The following is a 21,185-nucleotide window of genomic DNA, read 5'->3' on the forward strand; positions in this document are numbered from 1 at the left end:
AGAATAGGTCAATTACACCCTAATGTCAATAGGTCAAATTGCCATAATATAGATGGTGATTTGAATGAGTCGACTGAGGGACTTGAGAAAAGCAAGAGGATACACCCAAATTAAAATGCAGATGCTTACCGGCATTGATCAAAGCGATTACGCTAAATTAGAAAATGGCAAGCGTCACTTTACTTTTGAACAATGCAAAAGGATTGCGGTCGCATTGAGGACCAGCATGGACTATTTGGCGGGGTTGACCGACGTAGAGGTACCTTATCCGAGGAAAGAAGAAAGCGAATAGGATTCCCCTGATATTTGGACAAAGTGGAGGGAACCCCCTCTTGGGGGTTCCTCGTCAAACCTTCCAGTGGAAGGTTTGACTCCCCTCCCGGCGCTTCGCTGGCGCTAAAGGTTGCGGGCTCCGCCCGCACCCGCCAAAGGGTCTTTGACCCTTTGGAAACCCTAAATTCGGTATCCCCATGGACAAAAAAAGGCTGTGGATCACTCCACAGCCCTTTTTCTGATTAATCCCGTAAGACTTATTTGTCGTACTTGATCGCGGCCTGCGCAGCGGCAAGGCGGGCGATCGGAACACGGAACGGGGAGCAGGAAACGTAGTTGAGCCCGGTCTTGTAGCAGAACTCGATGGTGCTCGGGTCGCCGCCGTGCTCGCCGCAGATCCCCAGCTTGATGTCCGGTCTGGTCTCGCGGCCCAGCTTGGCAGCCATCTGCACCAGCTTGCCAACGCCGACCTGGTCCAGCTTCGCAAACGGATCGGACTCGTAGATCTTGTTCTGGTAGTAGTACTCCAGGAAGTGGCCCGCATCGTCGCGGCTGAAGCCGAAGGTCATCTGGGTCAGGTCGTTGGTGCCGAAGCTGAAGAACTCGGCGTCCTTCGCGATCTCGTCGGCGGTGAGCGCCGCGCGCGGGATCTCGATCATGGTGCCGACCTTGTAGTGCAGGTCCACGCCGGACTTCTTGATGATCTCGTCGGCGGTGGTGACGACGGTCTTCTTGACGAACTGCAGCTCCTTGATCTCGCCGACCAGCGGGATCATGATCTCGGGAACGACCTTCCAGTCAGCATGCTTCTTCTGCACGTTGATGGCGGCCTCGATCACGGCCTGGGTCTGCATTTCGGCGATCTCCGGATAGGAGACGGCCAGACGGCAGCCGCGGTGACCCATCATGGGGTTGAACTCGTGCAGCCCGTCGATGGTCGCCTTGACTTCCTCGTACTTCATGCCCATCTCGTCGGCCAGCGCGCGGATGTCCGCCTCGTCGTGCGGGACGAACTCGTGCAGCGGCGGGTCGAGGAAGCGGATGGTGACAGGGCATCCTTCCATGGCCTCGTAGATGCCCTCGAAGTCGCCCCTCTGCATCGGCAGCAGCTTGGCCAGCGCCTTCTTGCGCTGCTCAACGGTCTTGGAGCAGATCATCTCGCGGATGGCCTTGATCCGCTCGCCCTCGAAGAACATGTGCTCGGTGCGGCAAAGGCCAATGCCCTCGGCGCCGAACTTGCGGGCCTGCTTGGCGTCTCTCGGGGTATCGGCGTTGGTGCGCACGCCCATCTTGCGGAACTCGTCGGTCCACTCCATGATGGTGCCGAAGTTGCCGGACAGGCTGGCCGGGACGGTCGGGATGGCCTCGCCGTAAATCTTACCGGTGGTGCCGTCGAGGGAGATGAAGTCGCCCTCGTGGAAGGTCTGGCCGCCGAGGGTGAAGACCTTCTTCTCCTCGTCGATCACGATATCGCCGCAGCCGGCGACGCAGCAGGTGCCCATGCCGCGCGCGACAACCGCCGCGTGAGAGGTCATGCCGCCGCGCACGGTCAGGATGCCCTCGGCGTGGTTCATGCCCTCGATGTCCTCAGGGGAGGTCTCCAGACGGACCAGGACGACCTTGTCGCCCTTCTGGCTGAACGCAACCGCGTCCTCAGCCGAGAAGACGACCTTGCCGCACGCGGCGCCCGGGGAAGCCGGAAGCGCGCTGCCGACCGGCTGCGCCTTCTTGATGGCGGCCGCGTCGAACTGCGGGTGGAGCAGCGCATCGAGCTGCTTGGGGTCGATCATCAGGACGGCCTGCTTCTTGTCGATCATGCCCTCGCTGACCAGGTCGACGGCGATGTTGATGGCCGCGGTGGCGGTTCTCTTGCCGTTACGGGTCTGCAGCATGTAGAGCTTGCGGTTCTCGATGGTGAACTCCATGTCCTGCATGTCGCGGTAGTGGTCCTCGAGCTTGTTCACGATCCCGACAAACTGGTCGTAGATCTCGGGCATGATGTTCTTGAGCTCGTCGATCGACTGCGGGGTGCGGATGCCCGCCACCACGTCCTCGCCCTGGGCGTTCATCAGGAACTCGCCGTAGAGCTTCTTTTCACCGGTGGAGGGGTTGCGGGAGAACGCAACGCCGGTACCGGAGGTGTCGCCGGTGTTGCCGAACACCATCATCTGTACGTTGACGGCGGTGCCCCAGTCGGAGGGGATGTCGTTCATTCTGCGGTAGTAGATGGCGCGCGGGTTGTCCCAGGAACGGAACACGGCCTTGACCGCTTCCATCAGCTGGTCCTTGGGCTCGCAGGGGAAGTCGGTGCCCTTCTGCTCCTTGTAGAAGGCCTTGAAGCGCTTGACCATCTCCTTGAGGTCGTCAGCGTCCAGCTCGGTGTCCAGCTTGACGCCCTTCTTCTCCTTCATCTCGTCGATGATCTTCTCGAAGTTGGACTTCGGCAGCTCCATGACGACGTCCGAGAACATCTGGATGAAGCGGCGGTAGGAGTCGTAAGCGAAGCGGTCGTTGTTGGTCAGCTTCGCGAAGCCCTCGACCACCTCGTCGTTGAGGCCGAGGTTGAGGATGGTGTCCATCATGCCGGGCATGGAAGCGCGGGCGCCGGAGCGCACGGACACGAGGAGCGGGTTGTTCACGTCGCCGAACTTCTTGCCGGCCTTCTCCTCCAGCTTGCCCAGGTGCTCGAAGATTTCCTTTTCAATCTCCGGAGCGATGACCTTGCCGTCGTCGTAGTAACGGGTGCAGGCCTCGGTGGAAACGGTGAAGCCGTAGGGGACCGGCATGCCGAGGTTGGTCATCTCGGCGAGGTTCGCGCCCTTTCCTCCGAGGAGCTCGCGCATCTTGCCGTTGCCCTCAGAGAACTGATAGACATACTTTGCCATTGTTTTACCTCCCAATATCTTAATCTGCTCTATTTGAAAACCTGTTCATGCGGAAGTCCTTCCGCGACAGTTTTCCGTCCGCCAAAAGGGTGCAGACCGGCATTTTTGCTGCCTGTCTGCACGCTCTTCTTCATTATAACAAAAGCCAGTCGGCATTTCCACATTTTATTGAAAAAATTTTGCATTTTTGTGTGAATTCAAAGAATTGTTAAATTTCGCTCCCCTGCCCCTTGAAAAAGCCTCCAAAAATTGCGATAATAAAGAGGCTGTAAAGAGAGTATGGATGAAATGACACCGGTTGGGGTTCCCTTCTCTGGGAATATGGCCCAAACGGTGAATCACTATGCGCGGAGGTGCTGCATTTGCCGTCTTCTTCGAAGCTCGCCGCCCTGATCCTGGCGGCCGGAAACGGAAAGCGCATGAAGAGCGAAAAGCCCAAGGTCCTCAGCGAGGTGCTTTTTAAGCCGATGATCTGTTGGGTGCGGGACTGGTGTAAGAAAGCCGAGATCGACGAGATGTGCGTGGTGATCTCCCCCGAGGGGGAGCAGATCCGCGGATTGTTCGACGGGACGACGCATTTTGCGGTGCAGCAGGAGCGCCTGGGCACCGGGCATGCGGTCATGCAGGCAAAGGAATTTTTAGAGGCGCACCGCGGCGGGGACGTGCTGGTCCTGAACGGGGACGCGCCCTTCATTGACGACGAGACAATTCGGGGCGCGCTTCGGCTGCACCGCGAGCAGGAGTGCGACGTCACGGTGGTCACCGCCGAGGTGGACGACCCGACCGGCTACGGGCGGATCGTGCGCAACCAGAAGAACGTGGCCGCCATCGTGGAGGAGGCCGATGCCGACGACGCGGCCAGGGCGATCCGGGAGATCAATTCCGGCTCCTTCTGGTTTAAGGTGGACTTCCTGCTCGAGGCGCTGCCCAAGCTCGAAAACGACAACGTGCAGGGGGAATACTACCTGCCCGATACCGTCAAGGTGGCGGTGCGCGACGGGCGGCGGGTGCGGGCCTACTGCTCGCCGAACCGGGACATCGTGCTCGGGGCCAACGACCGCAAGGGCCTCTTAAAGCTCGGCGAGATCGCCCGCATGCGGGTGCTGGATACGCTGATGGAACAGGGCGTCGACATCGTCTGCGCCGACGGGGTGCTCATCTCGCCCGACGCCGAGATTGGCCCGGACACCGCGATCTATCCTGGGGTCATCATCAAGGGGAAAACCTCCATCGGCAAGGGCTGCACCATCACCGGCGGTTCGCTGATCGACAGCAGCGTGATCGGGGACGGCACGCTCATCAACTCCAGCCAGATCTATTCCTCCAGGGTGGGGGACGGGGCCAGGATCGGCCCGTTCACCCAGCTGCGCCCGGACTGCGTGGTGGCGAACGGGGCCAAGATCGGGGACTTCGTGGAGCTCAAGAACTGCCATATCGGGGAGCGCACCAGCGTGGCGCACCTGAGCTATATCGGGGACAGCGACGTGGGCGCGCGGTGCAACTTCGGCTGCGGGGTGGCCGTCGCCAATTACGACGGGAACCGCAAGTACCGCACCGTCATCGGGGACGACGCCTTCGTCGGCTGCAACAACAGCCTGGTCGCCCCGGTGCGTATCGGGGACAACGCGTACACCGCGTCCGGCTCCACCATCACCGAGGACGTGCCGGACGGGGCGCTGGCCATTGCGCGCGCAAGGCAGGTGGTAAAGCCCGGCTGGGCGCAGAAATTCAGGATCAAAAAGCGGTAGGGTAGGGAAGCTGTCGCCGCCCGGGCGGGCGGCGTAAAGTGCAATACATAAAAGGAAATGGTGGTAAAAAGGCATGAATCTACACGGTAAGGACATCAAAATCTTCGCGGCAAACTCCTGTCCGCACGTAGCGGCCCAGATGGCGAAAATCCTCGGGCTTCCGGTCGGCAAGAGCGAGGTGACGACCTTCTCGGACGGTGAAATCTCGGTCTCGATCGGCGAATCGGTCCGCGGCTCGGACGTCTTCGTGGTGCAGTCCACCTGCTCGCCGGTGAACAACAACATCATGGAGCTGCTGATCATGCTCGACGCCTTCAAGCGCGCCTCGGCCGGGCGGATCACGGCGGTCATCCCCTACTTCGGCTATGCGCGCCAGGACCGCAAGGCCAAGGCCCGCGACCCGATCTCCGCCAAGCTGTGCGCCGACCTGATCGCGGCGGCCGGGGCCGACCGGGTCCTGACCATGGACCTGCACGCGCCCCAGATCCAGGGCTTCTTCGACATCCCGGTGGACCATCTGCTGGGCGTGCCGATCCTGATCCCCCACTTCGATGAGCGCTTCCCCAACAAGGAGGACATCGTCATCGTCTCCCCCGACCTCGGCTCGGTCGGCCGGGCGCGCAAGTTCGCCGAGCGCTTCGACGCGCCCTTGGCGATCATCGACAAGCGCCGCCCGAAGGCGAACGTCAGCGAGGTGATGAACATCATCGGCGACGTGCGCGGCAAGAGCGCCATCATCGTCGACGATTTGATCGACACCGCCGGGACGCTTTGCAACGCCGCGGGCGCCCTGGTCGAGAAGGGCGGGGCCAAGGAGGTCTTTGCCTGCGCGACCCACGGCGTGCTCTCCGGGGCGGCCATCAGCCGGCTGGAACAGAGCGTCATCAAGGAGCTGGTGATTCTGGACACCATCCCGCTGCCCGAGGAGAAGAGCTCGGATATGATCACCGTGCTGCCGGTGGCCCCCGTCTTCGCCGAGGCGATCGAGCGCATCTATAAGGATAAGCCGGTCTCCCCCCTCTTTGTGTAGCCATTAACGATTCATTGTCCTTTTCGGCGGGCGCGCATATTCTGCCGCCCGCCGTCCCATCCTGAGATTACCCGAGAATCAGTTGCATTTCGCCCTTAATTCCCCCCTTTCGCGGAATTAAGGGCTAATTGCATGCCCGCAAGCGTAAATTTTTAACCGGCAAAGGAGCGCACGACCCCATGTTTCAGAAAATGAAGGACTTTTTTTCGGAGTACCAGCCGTCCGGCAAGCTGGAGTATATCGTCGCGGGGCTTGGAAATCCCGGGGCAAAATATGAAATGACCCGGCACAATGCCGGCTTCATGGCCGCCGACGCGCTGGCAGGGCGGGCGGGGGTGCGCCTGGATAGGCTCAAGTTCAAATCCTCCTGCAACGACTGCATGATCGGCGGGCACCGGGCGCTGCTGATGAAGCCCTCGACCTTCATGAACCTGTCCGGGCAGGCGGTCTGCGAGGCGATGCAGTTTTATAAGATCCCGCCCGAGCGCACCCTGATCCTCTACGACGACATCACCCTGGAGCCGGGGAAGCTGCGGGTGCGCCGCCGCGGGAGCGACGGGGGCCACAACGGGATGAAGAACATCATCTACCTCTCCGGCTCGGACCAGTTCCCCCGGGTGCGCCTGGGGGTGGGCAAAAAGCCCCACCCGGACTACGACCTGGCCGACTGGGTGCTCAGCCGCTTTACACCGGATGAGCTTAGACAGCTGGCGAACGCCATTGAGCGCTGTACCGACGCGGTGGAGCTGATCCTTGGCGGAAACATCGCCGAAGCCATGAACCGCTATAACGGAGCCTGAGCAAAGGAGCCGAGAATTTGGAAAAGCGAAAGAACCAGTCCCTGCTCGATGGCCTCGAGCAGTTTGACACCCTGCGCCATGCCCTGCGCGCCGGCAACTGCCCGGCCTGCGTGATAGGCCTTGGCGGCATTCACAAGGCGCACTTCATCTATTCCCTCGCAGCCGGGGAGGAGTCCCCCGTCCTGGTCATCACCCCGGACGAGGCGTCCGCCGTGCGCATGGCCGAGGACATCAACGCTTTGTGGGGCGGGGAGTACGCCGCCCCCTTCCCCGCGCGCCAGCTGACGCTGCGGGAGGTGGAGGGCGCCTCGCTCGAATACGAGCACGCGCGCCTCGGGGTGCTCTCCTCCCTCGCGCACGGCTCGCTGCGGGTGGTCACTGCCAGCGCCGAGGCGGCGCTGCTGCACACCATCCCGCCCGAGGCGCTGCGCCGGCATACCCTTGAGCTGCGCTGCACCGAGAGCTACAACATCGAGGAGCTGGTGGAGGTCCTGATCAGCTGCGGCTACACCCGCGCCGAACAGGTCGAGGGGGTCTGCCAGTTCGCCCTGCGCGGCGGGATCCTCGACATCTTCGCCCCCCTCTATCCCGACCCGCTGCGGATCGAGTTCTGGGGGGACGAGATCGACAGCATCTGGACCTTCAAGGTGGAGAGCCAGCGGCGGGAAAACCCCCTCGAGAGCGTGCAGATCACCCCGGCGCGCGAGGTGCTCCTCGGCGAGCCGGCCGCCCTGGTGCGCAAGCTGCAAGCGCACGCGAAGACCCTTCGCGGCAAGTTTGCCGCCAGAGCCCGCGAGCACATCGAGGCGGATGTCGAGCGGATCGCCGGCGGCGCCACCCTGCAAAACATCGACAAATACATCGCCCTGCTCTACGAGCAGCCGGCGACGTTGTTCGAGCATTTTTATAAGCCGACCATCTTTCTGTGCGAACCCATCACCTGCGTGCAGGCGCTCAAAAATTCGAGGTGGCAGCTGGACGAGGACACCGCCGCCCTCTTGGAGGAGGGGGTGCTCTTCCCGGCGCTTTGCGACTTCTACGACGATTTTGCCGCCCTCACCGCGCGGCTTTGTAAAAACCGCTCGGTGGTGATGGACACCTTCGCGCGCAGCATGGCCGACATCCCCCTCAAGGAGCTGCTGCAGGTGAGCGCCATCCAGCTCTCGAGCTGGAGCGGGGACCTCTCGGTGCTGGTGGACGATCTGCAAAACTTCCTCTCCCAGCGCTACCGGGTGCTGATCTACGCCGGGGGCGAGAAGGCTGCGGCCACCCTGTGCGCCGACCTTATCAAGGAGGGGATCGACGCCGCTCTCTCCCCGGACGGGGCCTGCGCGTCGGGCAAGGTCTCGGTCACCGCCGGGACGCTGAGCGCCGGCTTCGAGTACCCTGAAATAAAGCTGGCGGTCCTCACCCACCAAAAGCACCGGCAGGTCGCCCCCAAGCGCCGGGGCCGGCACAAGAAGGGGGAGGCGCTCAAGAGCCTTTCCGACCTGACGCCCGGGGACTACGTGGTCCACGTCTCCCACGGGATCGGCGTGTTCGAGGGGATCATCAAGCGGGAGATCCACGGGGTCACCAAGGACTACATCAAGATCCGCTACGCCGGGACCGATGCGCTCTTCGTGCCGGTCAACCAGCTGGACATGGTCAGCCGGTACGTGGGCGGCTCGGACGACAAGGCGGTGCGCCTGAATAAGCTCAACTCCCTCGAGTGGCAGAAGACCCGCCAGCGGGTCAAGAAGGCGGTCGACGAGATGGCCGGGGAGCTGATCAAGCTCTATGGCCAGCGGATGAACACCAAGGGCTACGCCTTCCCCGAGGACGACGACTGGCAGCGGGACTTCGACGGGCGGTTTGAATACGAGGAGACGGACGACCAGCTGCGCTGCATCCAAGAGATCAAGGCGGACATGTGCCGCCCGGTGCCGATGGACCGGCTGCTCTGCGGGGACGTGGGCTTCGGCAAGACCGAGGTGGCGCTTCGCGCCGCCTTCAAGTGCGTGGAGGCCGGCAAGCAGTGCGCGGTGCTGGTTCCCACCACCATCCTCGCCTGGCAGCACTTCGGCACCATCCGCCGGCGCTTCGAGGGCTTCCCGGTCACGGTCGAGCTGCTCTCCCGCTTCCGCACCCCAAAGCAGCAGGCCGAGGTGGTGCGCCGGCTCAAAAAGGGCGAGGTGGACATCGTGGTTGGCACCCACCGCGTGGTGCAAAAGGACGTGGAGTTTAAGGATCTCGGGCTGGTGGTCATCGACGAGGAGCAGCGCTTCGGCGTGGCGCACAAGGAGCGCTTCAAGCAGCTGCGTACCAATGTGGACGTGCTCACCCTCTCGGCCACCCCGATCCCGCGCACGCTCAACATGGCGATGAGCGGGATACGGGACATGTCCACCATCGAGGAGGCCCCGGTGGACCGCCGCCCGGTGCAGACCTATGTGCTGGAGCACGACTGGGGGGTGATCGCCGAGGCCGTGCGGCGGGAGCTGCGCCGCGACGGGCAGGTGTTCTACCTCCACAACCGGATCGACAGCATCCACTCCACCGCGAAAAGGCTGCAGGAGCTGCTGCCCGACGCGCGGATCACCGTGGCGCACGGGCGGATGAACGAGGAGGAGCTCTCGAATATCTGGCAGCAGCTGATCGACCATGAGATCGACGTGCTGGTCTGCACCACCATCATCGAGACCGGGGTGGACGTGGCCAACTGCAACACCTTGATCATCGAGGACGCGGACAACATGGGCCTCTCCCAGCTCTACCAGCTGCGCGGGCGGGTCGGGCGCAGCAGCAGGCGGGCCTTCGCCTACTTCACCTTCCGTCCGGGCAAGGAGCTCTCGGACGTGGCCTCCAAGCGCCTGAGCGCGATCCGGGAATTTACCTCCTTCGGGTCGGGCTTCCGAATCGCCATGCGGGACCTCGAGATAAGAGGCGCCGGGAATATCCTGGGCGCGGCCCAGCACGGGCATATGGAATCGGTCGGTTACGAGATGTACTTAAAACTCTTGAGCGACGCGGTGATGGAGCAGAAGGGCGAGCCGGTGCAGCAGCGCTCGGAGGCGTGCATGATCGATCTGCGGGTGTCGGCCCACATCCCGGAGGAGTATATCCAGAACCTCACCCAGCGGATCGACATCTACAAGAAGATCGCCGCCATCGGTAGCGACGAGGACGCGCGCGACGTGATCGACGAGCTGATCGACCGCTTCGGCGAGCCGCCGCTGGCGGTGCTGGGCTTAATCGACGTCTCGCTGCTGCGCAACATGGCGGCCAACTTCGGGATCAGCGAGATCCAGCAGCGCGACGACGCGGTGCTCCTCTTCCAGGAGCCGCTGGACATGAAGGGGGCCGGACTGCTCGCCTCCCGCCTAAAGGGCCGGGTGATGGTCTCGGGCGGCAAGCGCCCCTACATCGCGGTGCGCCTGCGCCCGGGCGAGGACATTTTGGAGGAGATGCGCGCCATTTTGCAGAATATGCGCGAGGACGAACCGGCGGCCCAAAAGCAGGAATAACAGCCGGCGGGCCCGACTATGGAGAACCCAATGAACAAGACCTGGAAAAGAAAGTTTTTTACCATTGCCATCGGGCAGATGGCCTCCCTGATCGGCAGCTCGGCCGTGCAGTTCGCACTGATTTGGTGGATCGCCAGCGAGACGGGCTCGGCTATTATGATGGGCCTGTCGGGGCTGGTGGCCTTTTTGCCGATGACCTTTCTCAGCCCCGTGGCGGGTATAGCCGCCGACCGCTACCAAAGAAAGCATATCTGCATCGCGGCCGACCTGTTTATCGGCCTGGTCGCCGCCGCGTTCGCAGTCCTGCTCTGGATGTATGACATGCCGGTCTGGACGGCGCTGGTGATCCTGGGCTTGCGCAGCGTGGGCAGCACCTTCCACCAGCCGGCCATCCAGGCGCTGATCCCGCAGATCGTTCCGGCCGGGGAACTGACCAAGGTGGGCGGGTGGAACCAGCTGCTCGCGTCCGGCTCCTTTCTGCTGGGACCGGCGCTGGGGGCAGCGCTCTATGCCGCCTTCCCGCTGCCGGTGGTGCTGCTGACCGACCTTCTGGGGGCGCTCGCCGCGAGCGGCCTCCTGGCGGCGGTCGCCGTCCCGAAGCTCGAGCCGGCGCCGCAGGAGCACAGGAGCACACTGGGCGAGCTTAAAGAGGGCCTTCGGGTCTATCTGGAGGACCGACCCCTGCTGCTGATCGTTTCGGTGGAGACGCTCTGCATGATCTTCTATCTGCCGCTGGCCTCCTTCTACCCGCTGATGACCAGCGACTATTTCGGCGCCTCGGCCTGGCACGGCAGCGCGGTCGAGGTGGCGTATGCGCTGGGGATGATGGTGTCCGCGCTGCTGTTCGGGAGCGTGATCAAGGTGCGGCGGCACCTGGCGGTGGCCTATCTCGGGCTCCTGGGAATCGGCGTCACGGCCGCGCTCTGCGGCATGCTGCCCCCCACCATGTGGGCGTGGTGCGTATTTACCGTCACCTGCGGGGTGATGGGGGGCTTTGGCAACGTGCACAGCATCCCGCTCGTCGCCTACATGCAGTCGAGCATCCCGCCCGAAAAGATGGGACGGGCATTTTCCCTCCTGGCGCTGGCGGGTTCCTTTTCCATGCCGGTCGGGCTGCTTATCGGCAGCCCGGTGGCCGAATGGGTCGGGGTGCATATGTGGTTCTTGATTTCGGGGATCGGGATAATCCTGATCACTGCCGCGGGGATCGCCGCGCAGTGGCTGCTACAGCGATCCCGGGACGCATAAAAAGGGAGGGATCGCCGCGAGGCGGTCCCTCCCTTTTTGCCAGAAGGTATGCGGATTAAAACGCCGCCGCGAGCCGACGACGCGATAAAAGCGTTTACTATCAGGACGGGCAGGGACGCTACATAGACTATACTTTCTTTTCAGGCGGCGATAATTTAGTCCTTGACAATGAGGGCGCGCGGGAAGAGCCCGTCGAGATCGCGGGGCAGGAGGGGACAATAGACGATTCAGTTTGGTCGTCCAACCCCCAATTTTGCCCACCTTAACCCAAGCAGCGCAAGTTTAAGCAGCCCTACAAGCTGGAATTTGCTGGCTGCCCATATGTAAAAACAGCAAATCATCGCGTCCTTTTAAGCAAGCATTTTGGCCTTATGCTATGCGCTGTGGGCTGCTTTGCTTCAGGTGAAATCCCGCCCAAAACTCACGGACGGATATAAAGAGCAGCAAGGGAAAGTGTGGGGCAAATCCACTCCCAAACGGAACAGGGGCGCGAATGACGTTGAATCATTCGCGCCCCTGTTTTGCAGTTTTTGACTATTCCTTTTCCTTCCGTACCCCGTCCGGCCCGACCTCATAGCCGTCCACCTTGGTGCTCACGGCCATGCTGCCGTCCGGGTAGAAGTAGTACCAGCTATCGCCGACCTGCTTCCAGCCCCCGGCTTGCATGAGGCCCGCAGCGTCAAACCAGTACCATTTCCCCTCTATCTGTTTCCAGCCGGTGACGGGCTTTCCGTCCAGATGGTAGAGCCAGCGTCCGGCGTCGTTCTGTCCCCAGCCGCCCGCCGTGTCACGGTCGATGACGACCTCCACAAACCGGCGCAGCACCACGGCGGCCTCGGCGCGGGTGGCGGAGTCCTTGGGGCCGAAGCGGTTGTTGCCCTTGCCGCTCATAATCCCGGCCTGCTGGACCCGCTGCACCGCGCCCTTCATGCTGCCGGTGATCTGGTTCTCGTCCGTAAATGTCACGGCCTTCCGCGCCACGGGGAGGGTGTACCCCAGCCTTTGGGCGTACCGCTGCATAATGACCGCCATCTGTTCACGGGTGATCGCCGAATCGGGCGAGATGGTCTTTTCGCCCGTGCCGCTCACAATACCCTTGGAGGCCGCCCACTCCACATAGGGGGCATAGATAGAGGAACCGGCAACGTCGTTAAACCGGCTGGAGGGATAAGAGGCGGGGTCTATCCCGGCCAGCCGTCCCAGCGCCGTTACGAACATGCCCCGCGTGATGGTGCCATCCGGGGAAAACGTGGTTTCCGGCGTGCCCAAGGCGCCGTCTGCGCCTTGGAACAGGCCCCGGCTTGCCACGAAATCAATATCCGCCTTGGCCCAATGGTTCCCGGTGTCGGTAAAGGCCGGGGCCGTCTGATAGCCCACGCCGTACACGCTGAGATGCCCGGTGGAGGCGATCACATTCCCGCTGTTCCTGTCGTAGCTGGATTGGTACAGCCACTGGGCGCCCTTGCCATCCGCGCTGTAAACCAGGAACAGGGTGCCGGTCTGCTCGGTGGCGACTGGCTTGTAGGCGAGCCCCAGGGTGACGCGGCCCGCGCCGAAGCTCTGGATGGTCCCCGCCTTGCCGTCCGCGCCGGTATAGCCCACGGCCAGCCGGTAGGCCGGGCGGGAGCCGACAGCGGCCCGCGCGTCCCCGGCAAGGCCGGTTTCCCGGACGGCGGTCAGGGCAATGTCGCCGGTGGCCTGTTTCTGAATCTCCTGCAGCGCCGCAAGGTCAAAGGTCATATCCACAATGGAGGTGTTCAAGGTGACATACTTTACCTTGGCGGCGATAAGCCGGTCAAGGGTGGCCCGCGCAATCACGATGGAAAAGCCGTCGTAGGCCAGGGACGTTTTCGCGTCGAACCGTACCGCGATACCGTTTGTCCTGGCCTTGGCGTTCCTCCCAGCCCCGGCTATGGCCGACGCCGTGCGCCCGTCGTCCGGCTTGCCGGTGGCCGCGCCGCTCCCCACGGACACGGGCAGCTCGACCACGGCCAGCACGGGGTTATCGGGTTTCGACGGTTCCGGGGTGGTGGTATAATGGCGGCTGGAGGTATGATCCTGCGCATCATAGGGGGCGGGGGAGATTTTGGCGGAGATCTCGCAGACGCCGTCGCCAACCAGCATCGTCGACACGGTATCGCGTGGCGTACGTCTGCCCGCAATCTCGATGCCGTCCACCTGCCAGCCCGGGTCGGCGCTGGCCGTCGCCCAAACTATCGTCCCGTCGGAGATGCGATCCCCGTCCGCCAGCAGGCGGCCGGTGGAATCGCCCTCGCGGACGGTGAGGACGCCGTGGCTGGGGGCAATGATGTTCAGCGTGATGGAAAGGGCCGGCGGCGCGGTTTTCACGGTAACGGCGCAGGTGGCCGTTTTTCTTCCTTGCCGGGAGGTGGCGGTGATGGTCGTCGTTCCTGCCGCCACGGCGGTTACGTTGCCGTTCTTGTCCACCGTGGCGACGCCGGTATCGCTGCTTTCCCAACTAATATCCTTGAATGTAGCGTCGTCCGGCGTGAATGTGGCGGTCAGCGTACGGCGTCCATTTGACCACAGTATCAGCGTGGCCGGAAGGGAGAGCGCCGTGGTGGGGCTGTACTCCACCGTGTGCAAGTTCTCCCAGCCGCCGCTGTTATACCCTGTTCCGTCCTTGGGGACGTAGAAAGTGATGTTTGTGCCCTTAAAAACGTCATTCCCCAGCGTCGGCGCGGTCATGGGTTCCATGATGATCTCGTTAAGGCTCGAGCAGCTCGAAAACGCAGAATCCCCTATTTCAGCTACGCCGCCCGGCAGCTCTTGCAGGGCAAGGCTCGTACAGTCGCTAAACGCATGATCCCCAATATTGGTCAGCTTTTTTGGCAGCTCTTGCAGGGTGAGGTTTGCGCAGTTCTGAAACGCATAACTCCCAATTTCAGTCATCGTATCCGGCAGCTCCACGGTTTTCAGCTTTGTCGGATTGGAGCCTGTATAGCCCGTATCATTCTTAACCGTGGTCAGGTTCGTCATGCCGGACAGGTCGAGGGCCGTCAGGCTGTCCCAGCCGCTGCTTTCGTCGTATCGGCCGATCAGGTATTTCCAGTTCCATTTTGTGATCTCCGCCGCGTCGCCGGTGAGCTTGATGGTGGTAATGGTTTTGTAGCTGTCGGCCGGGAGGACAGCAAACGCGGCGGCAATGGCGTCGTTCATTTTGTTGTTGTCCGCGTCTGTGCCGCCGCTGCCGTTGTCGTCAAACTCCGCGGTCAGAACGCTGCTTTGAAGGGCAAACGTGATTGCCCCGCCGATCCGCACATTGATTTCCGGCGGCTCCACGCCGCCGGCCAGCGTATAACCGGCCGGAAGGATCGGGGTGAAGGTATAGCCGCCCTGCCCGGCGGTATCGTCCCACGGGCTGTCCGGCTCCCACGCCACGCCGGTTATGGTGATTGCCTCCGGCTCCGGGTCGGCGCCGCCGGCCACGATGTAGCCCGACGCGCCCAGCGTGGCGGGCAGGGTCAGATCGTCCAGCGGCGTACCGGCCGGGACAATCTGATATTCCACCTCGTCGTCCAGACCGTCAAAGGCCGTGACGGTGACAGCCTCCCCGCCCTTCGGCGAAACGTTTTTTGGCCCCGTTTTCTCGGGCGGGGTCAAATCGTTTTTGTCCGCGGCGGGTTCCTCTTTGCCGATGTCCTTGTCCGGCTCCCCGGCGCAGACCTTGCAGACGAAGCCGCAGGACCGGTCCGGGACAGCCTCCATGTAGCCGCAATCGGCATCATGCTCCCCGCGCTCATGGGGGCAGTCCAGCGCGTAACACGCCTGCCCGTGCGTGTGGCCCGCGTCGGCGTCCGTCTGCTCCGCGTCCTCGTCCATGCCGCAGATTGGCTCGTCCGCGTAGCAGTCCGGCGTGTGTTGGTGCTCGCAATCGTGGTCCGGCCGGGCCTCCGTATAGCCGCACTTCGCGGTGTGCTCCGGGTGGTGTTCGCACAGGCCGGCGTCTGCCGGGGGTTCCGCCGCGTAGGCCGTGGCCCCCAGCTGGGTAAACACCAGCGCGGCGGCCAGCAGCACCGCCCTTATCCGTTTCCCATTTCTAATCATAAACCGTTCCCGCCTATCGCTTGGTATGCGGACGGATAAGGGAGTATACCCCCTTCCAATCCGCTTTGATTGCTTATTTGAATCCCTGTTTACCCGGCCCCTTGGCAATCCTCCATGAACCGGGAGAGCGCCTGCTCCATCTTATAGCGCGTAACCGGCTTTTGGCAGAAGAACGGCACACATAGCCGGTACGCCTGCACCCCGAAATCCAGATCGGAAAACCAGATGATTTTCCGGGACAGCAGCCGCGCGCTGGTGATGGTGTTCAGCCCCTCCACGCCGCTTTGCGCCACGATCACCGCGTCCGGCAGCGCCCGCTTTGCCATGCCGTCCAGCTCCGGCCAGCCCGCGCAGCCCGTGACCGTTGCCTCCATCTCCATTTTCTCCAAGCACCGGCGGGCCAACTCCATGAGCTGCTCCCGCTCCGGCTTGTCACCGTCGCAGACAATCATGTTCCACATACGCGGCCTCCTTCCTGTCCAGATCGTTTTCTACACTTTCACGATAATCGAAAAAATGGCGGTATTCAAGGGGGTGGCCGTAACTTGACATTTTTGGTCGCGACTTGCATGGCCAAAACGGGATTTTTGCGGTAAAATGGTCTTGACATCAAAAAAATTTATGATAAGGAAGGAGGGCCTCGGACATGAAAGCCGCAATCATAGACGACCTGGAAGCGTGCCGGGAGGATTTACAAAAGTGCCTGCACCAATATTTTAGCGAGCATTACGCCGGGGAGACACCCAGCGTGAAGGAGTTTTCCAGCGGGGAGGAATTTTTGTCCCAATTCCAGCCGGAGGCGTGGGACATTATTTTTATCGACCAGTACATGGACGGGCTTTCCGGCATTGACACGGCCCGGAAAATCCGCGAGAGGGACAAGCTGGCGGCGCTGGTGTTCGTCACCACCAGCGAGAGCCACGCCGTCGAGAGCTACGGGGTGCGGGCTTGCGGGTATCTGGTAAAGCCCTATGGCTACGGCGATTTTGAAAAGACAATGGAGCTTTGCGGGGTGGAGAAAATACGGGGCGCACGTTTTATCCAAGTGAAGCAGGAGCGCGTCTTGCTCCATGAAATCCTCTGGTGCGACAAGGACGAACACTATACCCAAATTCACACGGAGCGGCGGGGCGTCCTCCGGTTCCGCGTCCCCTTTGGGGAGCTGAACGGTCTGCTGGCCCCCTACCCGCAGTTTTTGACCTGCTACAAGGGCTGTATCGTCAACGCCGAACGGGTGGAGCGCATCGACGCCCTGGCGTTCCTGATGGACAATGGGGCCAGCGTCCCCTTTGCCCAGCGGGAGAAAAAGACGCTGGAGGGGTTGTACAGCTCCTATCTGTTCCAGCGGGAAAGGGAGGACGCGCTTTTATGATGAACATGATGGACACGCTGATGGTGCTGCTGTTCCCGTTCCTCGATACCATTCCCTTTACCATGCCCCGGTACTGGATTTTTCGCGGCAGGCTGCGGATTCCCTTCCGGTATGTGGTGCTGGTGCAGTTGGTGTTGACGACGGCGTACAGCGCGTCCTTTTACGCCGTCAACCTGGGCGGCTATGAGGCGGCGGCCCGGTGGACGACCATTCTCCGTTACGTCTTTATGCTGGCATATCTGGCCTGCGCCTTTTCGCTGATTAAGGACACCCTGCCCAAGCTCCTGTTTACCTGGCTGCTCACGCTGGCGTGGCAGTTTTTTGTCATGGGCAACGCGAACTTTATTGAAAGCCGTTTTTTCCCGGACATGTCCGGCCGGCACCCCTATCTGGTCTACAACGTCGCCCGCATTGTGATCTACCTGATTACCTGTCCGTTTCTGCTCCGGTTTTTCCTCCATACGGTACGGGACGCGCTGAAAATCGAGGACCCGGAAATCTGGCGGCGGTTCTGGAAGATCCCACTGTTTTCCACGCTGTTCGGCCTGCTTTACTGTACCGTGACCGACGTGTACGCCTTCGCCTCATGGCAGTTTCTAGTCTGCCGCTACCTCATGCTGTTCGGGGCCTGCTATGTGTCCCATGTGGCGCTCCGGGTGCTGGAAATCTCACGGAGCCGGACGCAGCTGGAAGAATCGCTCCGGTACGCCGACCGGAGCCTGCTGGCGCAGAAAAAGCAATATGACCTGCTGGCGGCGTACATGGATGAAACGCGCAAGGCCCGCCATGACCTCCGGCAGCATTTGGCCGTGGTACAGTCCTACATAGAGCATGACGACAAGGAGGGCCTTGCGGAATACATCGACCTCTATCAGACCCACCTGCCTCCGGACACTTGGGAGCGGTATTGCCGCAACGACGTGGTAAACGCCATTGTCTGCTACTACGCGGCCTTGGCGCGGGATAACGGAATCGAGTTTGAAGCGGGAGTAGATTACCCGGACGACTGCCCGGTGTCCGGTACGGACATCACGGTGCTGCTGGGGAACCTGCTGGAAAACGCGGTGGAAGCCTGCAAGCGGGAGGCGGCGGGAGGGCCGCAGGCCATCAAGCTCCGGGTAAAGCGTCGGGGCGGCTCCACGCTTTTAATTCTGGTGGACAATCCATGCGCGACGCCCGTGGTGTTCGACGGGGACACGCCGCTTTCCTCCAAACGGGAGGGGGCCGGAATCGGGGCCGCCTCGATGCGGGAGATCGCCGCCCGGTACGGCGGCACGGTGCAGTTCGAGCAGAAAGGCGGGGTGTTTTACGCCTCTGTGCTGCTGAAACTCGTCCCGGACGGGACGGGGGAAACCGTACCGGCTGGGGAAGGGGCGTTTCCGCTCAAACAATAGCGGCAAGCGTATGCACACTTGCCCATCTTGGCCCTATGGGCCAAAATATTTGCTTCGTTGGGGAGGATCCCCCCCTATAAGCAAAGAATGTGTCCCACAAGGGGACACATTCTTTTTAATACTCCTTATGGAAATGTGCAACATCGGATGTAAAATTATGCCTTGCCCTCCTGATATACAAAGCAATCCGTCATATGGTCATTCACCATGCCCGTAGCCTGCATGAACGCATAGACGATCGTCGAGCCGACAAATCGAAATCCCATCTTTTTCAAATCTTTGCTGATTCGGTCCGAGAGTGGGGTTGTGGCCGGCACCTGCTCCATTTTCTCCCAGTGGTTTTGAATTGGAGTATCATTCACATATGCCCAAATGAATTTATGAAAGCTCCCGTACTTTTCTTGTGTTTTTAGAAACGCTTGGGCATTTGTTACAGCGGCGTTCAGTTTGAGACGGTTTCTGATGATTCCTTCGTTTGCCAGCAGCTCCTGTATTTTTCTCTCATCGTAAAGAGCTACCTTGCCTGGCTGGAATCCATCGAACGCTTCCCGGAACGCCTCTCTTTTTTTGAGAACGGTAAGCCAGCTCAACCCGGCCTGCATTCCCTCTAAAATCAACATTTCAAACAGCTTGTCATCGTCATGTACGGGCCGTCCCCACTCATTGTCGTGGTAGTCTATGTATATGGGGAGATCCCCCGCCCAAGAGCAGCGGCTTTTTTCACACATAAGGCACGTCCTTTCAATTCAATGTATTCTCTTTACATAGTACCATACTCATTAGGTTATGTGTAGTTCAGGTTTTTAGGACATTTTATGGACCTGCCTAACCTACTTAAGTCTGAGTAGCCCCGTCCAACCCGTCACCGCCTCTTGCTTCCCCGACTGATCGGGCTTTTCGCCGGCTCGAGCTTGTGCGCGCTCCGGACAAGCCACTGTTTTTCTTCCTCCGTTAAGCGGTTGTATTTCAGCCTCGTCTGCTTGCAGAAAATCATGACCAGCCGTTCCAACTCGCTTGCTTTGAAGCTCGCCGCCGCCTCTAAACCCTTTTTGAGCTCTTCGGCCACGGAGCTTTCCGGCGCGCTGATGCTGTCTCTCTTGTGGGCTTCCTTCATGAAAATCCGGGCCGTGTGGCGGGCAAAGAGCGGGACAGGCTTTTGGGGCGGCTTTATGAGGACGGCGTATCTGGAAAAATCTCTGACGAACGGTTTACAAAGCTGTCCGGCGGTTACGAAGCCGAACAGAAGGAGCTACGGGAAAGGGTTGCTATCCTGCAAACGGAGCTGATGTGTTGGTGTGATTGAACTGCCGGATACGAACGCGACGAACAGCAAAACGGCATAGTCAACTGACTATGCCGTTCGCTCGTACGATACTTTTTTATTCGGGACCGCCTCGCGGCGGTCCCTCCCAGGTTTTTCTTAATTAATAGTTGTCGCTCTTCTCTTCAAAGAAGGCCTGCGGGCGTCCACAGATCGGGCAGACCACCGGGGCGCTCTCCCCGACGTGGATGTGGCCGCAGGCGCGGCAGATCCAGGTGATCGAGGTGGGGCGCTTGAAGACCAGGTTTTGGCTCAGGTTGTCCCGCAGTTTAACGTAGCGCTCATGGTGCTCCTTCTCCACCTTGGCCACCAGCTCGAACTTGGCGGCGATCTCGGTGAAGCCCTCCTCCTTGGCTACCTTGGCAAAGTCGGGGTACATCTCGGTCCACTCGTAATGCTCGCCGTCTGCGGCGTCCTTAAGGTTGTCCAGCGTGCCTGGCAGTTCGCCCCCGCGCAGGTACTTGAGCCAGATTTCGGCGTGTTTCCACTCGTTGTCCGAGGTCATGTCGAAAATATCCCCGATCTGCTCGTACCCATCCTTGCGGGCCTTGTCGGCATAGGAGCTGTATTTGCTGCGCGCCTGGCTCTCGCCTGCGAAGGCGGCCATCAGGTTGGAAAAGGTCTTGCTGTCCTTGAATTCCATATCGTTCCCTCCAAAGATTTTTTCAATGCTACTATTGGAAGGAACAGGCATGTTTATGCTTGAATCAGTAATTTTTCGGGCGCGCCATGTGCGCTCACCAGCCGTCGACATGGGCGCGCTTCATCGCGCCGAAGAGCCGTTTGGAGAAGCCGTGGTCCTTTTGGTCCATCTCGGCGAGCCAGTCCTTGGTCTGTTGGCGGTTGGTGGTCTTGTCCACCGGGCATTTCGACTTGACGATGGGCAGCCCCTCCTTGCGCACCGCGCCGAGAATCTCCTTCTCAGGCGCGTAGATCAGCGGCCGGATGACGGTCAGGTCCTTGCGCGAAAGATAGGTCACCGGCGAAAAGCAGCCGATCCGCCCCTCCTGGAAGAGGTTCATCACAAAGGTCTCCACCGCGTCGTCCCAGTTGTGGCCGAGGGCCAGCTTGTTGCAGCCGTGTTCCTTGCACAGGTCGTGCAGCGCGCCCCGGCGCATGCGCGCACAGAGGCTGCAGGGATTTTGCTCCTTTCGTACGTCAAAGATGATCTCCCCAATCCCGGTGCGCCGCACGGTATAGGGCACCCCCCATTCCCGGCAGAGCGCTTCAATGGGGGAATAGTCGGTCTGCTCCCCCGAAAAGCCGGGGTCGAGGGTGAAGGCCTCCATATCGAAGGGGATATCCAGATATTCCCGCAGCCGGCAGAGCCCCGCGAGCATGGCGAGAGAGTCCTTGCCGCCCGAAATGCCCAGCGCCAGGCGGTCCCCCGGCTCGAGCATCTGGTATTCGGCGATCGCCTTGCGCATGTATCCCGCGATCTTCTGCACCATAAAAATCCCCTTTCCCGTATCATGAGGCCCATTATAGCATTTTACGAGGCCATCCTGCAAGAAGCTCCAAAATTTGATTGACATTAGAC

At 61.1% G+C, this 21,185-nt stretch carries 15 protein-coding genes and 1 pseudogene; 9 read left to right on the forward strand and 7 right to left on the reverse strand.

Features of this window, described 5'->3' with window-relative positions; translation table 11 throughout:
* Nucleotides 1-64: 64 nt before the first annotated feature.
* The gene (locus tag EDD78_RS01620; RefSeq protein ID WP_079698221.1) at nucleotides 65-292 is read left to right on the forward strand and encodes a helix-turn-helix domain-containing protein; all 228 of its coding nucleotides are present in this window, start codon (nucleotides 65-67) and stop codon (nucleotides 290-292) included.
* A 238-nt stretch (nucleotides 293-530) separates the two neighbouring features.
* On the opposite strand, the gene ppdK is transcribed toward EDD78_RS01620, so the two are convergent.
* Nucleotides 531-3,158 carry a pyruvate, phosphate dikinase gene (ppdK, locus tag EDD78_RS01625; RefSeq protein WP_079698220.1) on the reverse strand — a complete coding sequence of 876 codons (2,628 nt, stop codon included), beginning with the start codon at nucleotides 3,156-3,158 and terminating at the stop codon, nucleotides 531-533.
* Between the two features lie 362 nt (nucleotides 3,159-3,520).
* On the opposite strand from ppdK, the gene glmU reads away from it, so the two are divergent.
* The 5 genes from glmU (at nucleotide 3,521) to EDD78_RS01650 (ending at nucleotide 11,490) form a co-directional block, all read left to right on the forward strand.
* Entirely contained in the window at nucleotides 3,521-4,906 is a 1,386-nt protein-coding gene (gene glmU / locus EDD78_RS01630) for a bifunctional UDP-N-acetylglucosamine diphosphorylase/glucosamine-1-phosphate N-acetyltransferase GlmU (protein ID WP_286170664.1), read from the forward strand.
* Between the two features lie 73 nt (nucleotides 4,907-4,979).
* Nucleotides 4,980-5,936, forward strand: coding sequence for a ribose-phosphate pyrophosphokinase (locus EDD78_RS01635; RefSeq protein ID WP_079698219.1), 957 nt, complete (start codon nucleotides 4,980-4,982; stop codon nucleotides 5,934-5,936).
* 179 nt (nucleotides 5,937-6,115) lie between these two features.
* Nucleotides 6,116-6,736, forward strand: coding sequence for an aminoacyl-tRNA hydrolase (gene pth, locus EDD78_RS01640; protein ID WP_242942098.1), 621 nt, complete (start codon nucleotides 6,116-6,118; stop codon nucleotides 6,734-6,736).
* Between the two features lie 17 nt (nucleotides 6,737-6,753).
* Nucleotides 6,754-10,242, forward strand: a complete 3,489-nt coding sequence (gene mfd / locus EDD78_RS01645; RefSeq protein ID WP_207668635.1) for a transcription-repair coupling factor — start codon at nucleotides 6,754-6,756, stop codon at nucleotides 10,240-10,242.
* Between the two features lie 30 nt (nucleotides 10,243-10,272).
* Nucleotides 10,273-11,490 carry an MFS transporter gene (locus EDD78_RS01650; protein WP_132083862.1) on the forward strand — a complete coding sequence of 406 codons (1,218 nt, stop codon included), beginning with the start codon at nucleotides 10,273-10,275 and terminating at the stop codon, nucleotides 11,488-11,490.
* A gap of 534 nt (nucleotides 11,491-12,024) precedes the next feature.
* Here the strand turns inward: EDD78_RS01650 and EDD78_RS01655 are convergent.
* Both EDD78_RS01655 and EDD78_RS01660 read right to left on the reverse strand, forming a co-directional pair.
* Complete coding sequence (locus EDD78_RS01655) at nucleotides 12,025-15,558, reverse strand: S-layer homology domain-containing protein (RefSeq protein ID WP_132083668.1); 3,534 nt, start codon at nucleotides 15,556-15,558, stop codon at nucleotides 12,025-12,027.
* A gap of 89 nt (nucleotides 15,559-15,647) precedes the next feature.
* A complete protein-coding gene (locus EDD78_RS01660; protein ID WP_132083670.1) occupies nucleotides 15,648-16,019 on the reverse strand; it encodes a hypothetical protein in 372 nt (123 codons plus the stop codon).
* 185 nt (nucleotides 16,020-16,204) lie between these two features.
* Here EDD78_RS01660 and EDD78_RS01665 point away from each other — a divergent pair, with 185 nt between their 5' ends.
* Together EDD78_RS01665 and EDD78_RS01670 are read left to right on the forward strand one after the other, a co-directional pair.
* Nucleotides 16,205-16,930: a LytR/AlgR family response regulator transcription factor gene (locus tag EDD78_RS01665; protein ID WP_132083672.1), complete on the forward strand. Its 726-nt coding sequence runs from the start codon at nucleotides 16,205-16,207 to the stop codon at nucleotides 16,928-16,930.
* Nucleotides 16,927-18,324 carry a sensor histidine kinase gene (locus EDD78_RS01670; protein WP_286170665.1) on the forward strand — a complete coding sequence of 466 codons (1,398 nt, stop codon included), beginning with the start codon at nucleotides 16,927-16,929 and terminating at the stop codon, nucleotides 18,322-18,324. The genes EDD78_RS01665 and EDD78_RS01670 overlap by 4 nt, the downstream gene beginning before the upstream one ends.
* 155 nt (nucleotides 18,325-18,479) lie before the next feature.
* Here EDD78_RS01670 and EDD78_RS01675 read toward each other — a convergent pair whose 3' ends face one another.
* Nucleotides 18,480-19,052, reverse strand: coding sequence for a DNA-3-methyladenine glycosylase I (locus EDD78_RS01675; RefSeq protein WP_132083674.1), 573 nt, complete (start codon nucleotides 19,050-19,052; stop codon nucleotides 18,480-18,482).
* A 134-nt stretch (nucleotides 19,053-19,186) separates the two neighbouring features.
* Nucleotides 19,187-19,438: a hypothetical protein gene (locus tag EDD78_RS01680; protein WP_079698213.1), complete on the reverse strand. Its 252-nt coding sequence runs from the start codon at nucleotides 19,436-19,438 to the stop codon at nucleotides 19,187-19,189.
* 45 nt (nucleotides 19,439-19,483) lie between these two features.
* On the opposite strand from EDD78_RS01680, the pseudogene EDD78_RS14285 reads away from it, so the two are divergent.
* Nucleotides 19,484-19,609: pseudogene (locus EDD78_RS14285) on the forward strand (site-specific recombinase); the annotation flags it as partial.
* A gap of 139 nt (nucleotides 19,610-19,748) precedes the next feature.
* Here the strand turns inward: EDD78_RS14285 and rbr are convergent.
* The gene (rbr, locus tag EDD78_RS01690; RefSeq protein ID WP_079698212.1) at nucleotides 19,749-20,288 is read right to left on the reverse strand and encodes a rubrerythrin; all 540 of its coding nucleotides are present in this window, start codon (nucleotides 20,286-20,288) and stop codon (nucleotides 19,749-19,751) included.
* 94 nt (nucleotides 20,289-20,382) lie between these two features.
* Nucleotides 20,383-21,096: a tRNA 2-thiocytidine biosynthesis TtcA family protein gene (locus EDD78_RS01695; protein ID WP_341455969.1), complete on the reverse strand. Its 714-nt coding sequence runs from the start codon at nucleotides 21,094-21,096 to the stop codon at nucleotides 20,383-20,385.
* Nucleotides 21,097-21,185: the final 89 nt, after the last annotated feature.

The sequence above is a fragment of the Harryflintia acetispora genome (assembly GCA_004340125.1).
GTDB lineage: Bacteria > Bacillota > Clostridia > Oscillospirales > Ruminococcaceae > Harryflintia > Harryflintia acetispora.

Coding starts and splice junctions, on each gene's coding strand:
- EDD78_RS01620 (WP_079698221.1), top strand. CDS start 65: ATGAGTCGACTGAGGGACTTGAGAAAAGCAAGAGGATACACCCAAATT.
- ppdK (WP_079698220.1), bottom strand. CDS start 3,158: ATGGCAAAGTATGTCTATCAGTTCTCTGAGGGCAACGGCAAGATGCGC.
- EDD78_RS01635 (WP_079698219.1), top strand. CDS start 4,980: ATGAATCTACACGGTAAGGACATCAAAATCTTCGCGGCAAACTCCTGT.
- pth (WP_242942098.1), top strand. CDS start 6,116: ATGTTTCAGAAAATGAAGGACTTTTTTTCGGAGTACCAGCCGTCCGGC.
- EDD78_RS01650 (WP_132083862.1), top strand. CDS start 10,273: ATGAACAAGACCTGGAAAAGAAAGTTTTTTACCATTGCCATCGGGCAG.
- EDD78_RS01655 (WP_132083668.1), bottom strand. CDS start 15,558: ATGATTAGAAATGGGAAACGGATAAGGGCGGTGCTGCTGGCCGCCGCG.
- EDD78_RS01660 (WP_132083670.1), bottom strand. CDS start 16,019: ATGTGGAACATGATTGTCTGCGACGGTGACAAGCCGGAGCGGGAGCAG.
- EDD78_RS01665 (WP_132083672.1), top strand. CDS start 16,205: ATGAAAGCCGCAATCATAGACGACCTGGAAGCGTGCCGGGAGGATTTA.
- EDD78_RS01670 (WP_286170665.1), top strand. CDS start 16,927: ATGATGAACATGATGGACACGCTGATGGTGCTGCTGTTCCCGTTCCTC.
- EDD78_RS01675 (WP_132083674.1), bottom strand. CDS start 19,052: ATGTGTGAAAAAAGCCGCTGCTCTTGGGCGGGGGATCTCCCCATATAC.
- EDD78_RS01680 (WP_079698213.1), bottom strand. CDS start 19,438: ATGAAGGAAGCCCACAAGAGAGACAGCATCAGCGCGCCGGAAAGCTCC.
- rbr (WP_079698212.1), bottom strand. CDS start 20,288: ATGGAATTCAAGGACAGCAAGACCTTTTCCAACCTGATGGCCGCCTTC.
- EDD78_RS01695 (WP_341455969.1), bottom strand. CDS start 21,096: ATGGTGCAGAAGATCGCGGGATACATGCGCAAGGCGATCGCCGAATAC.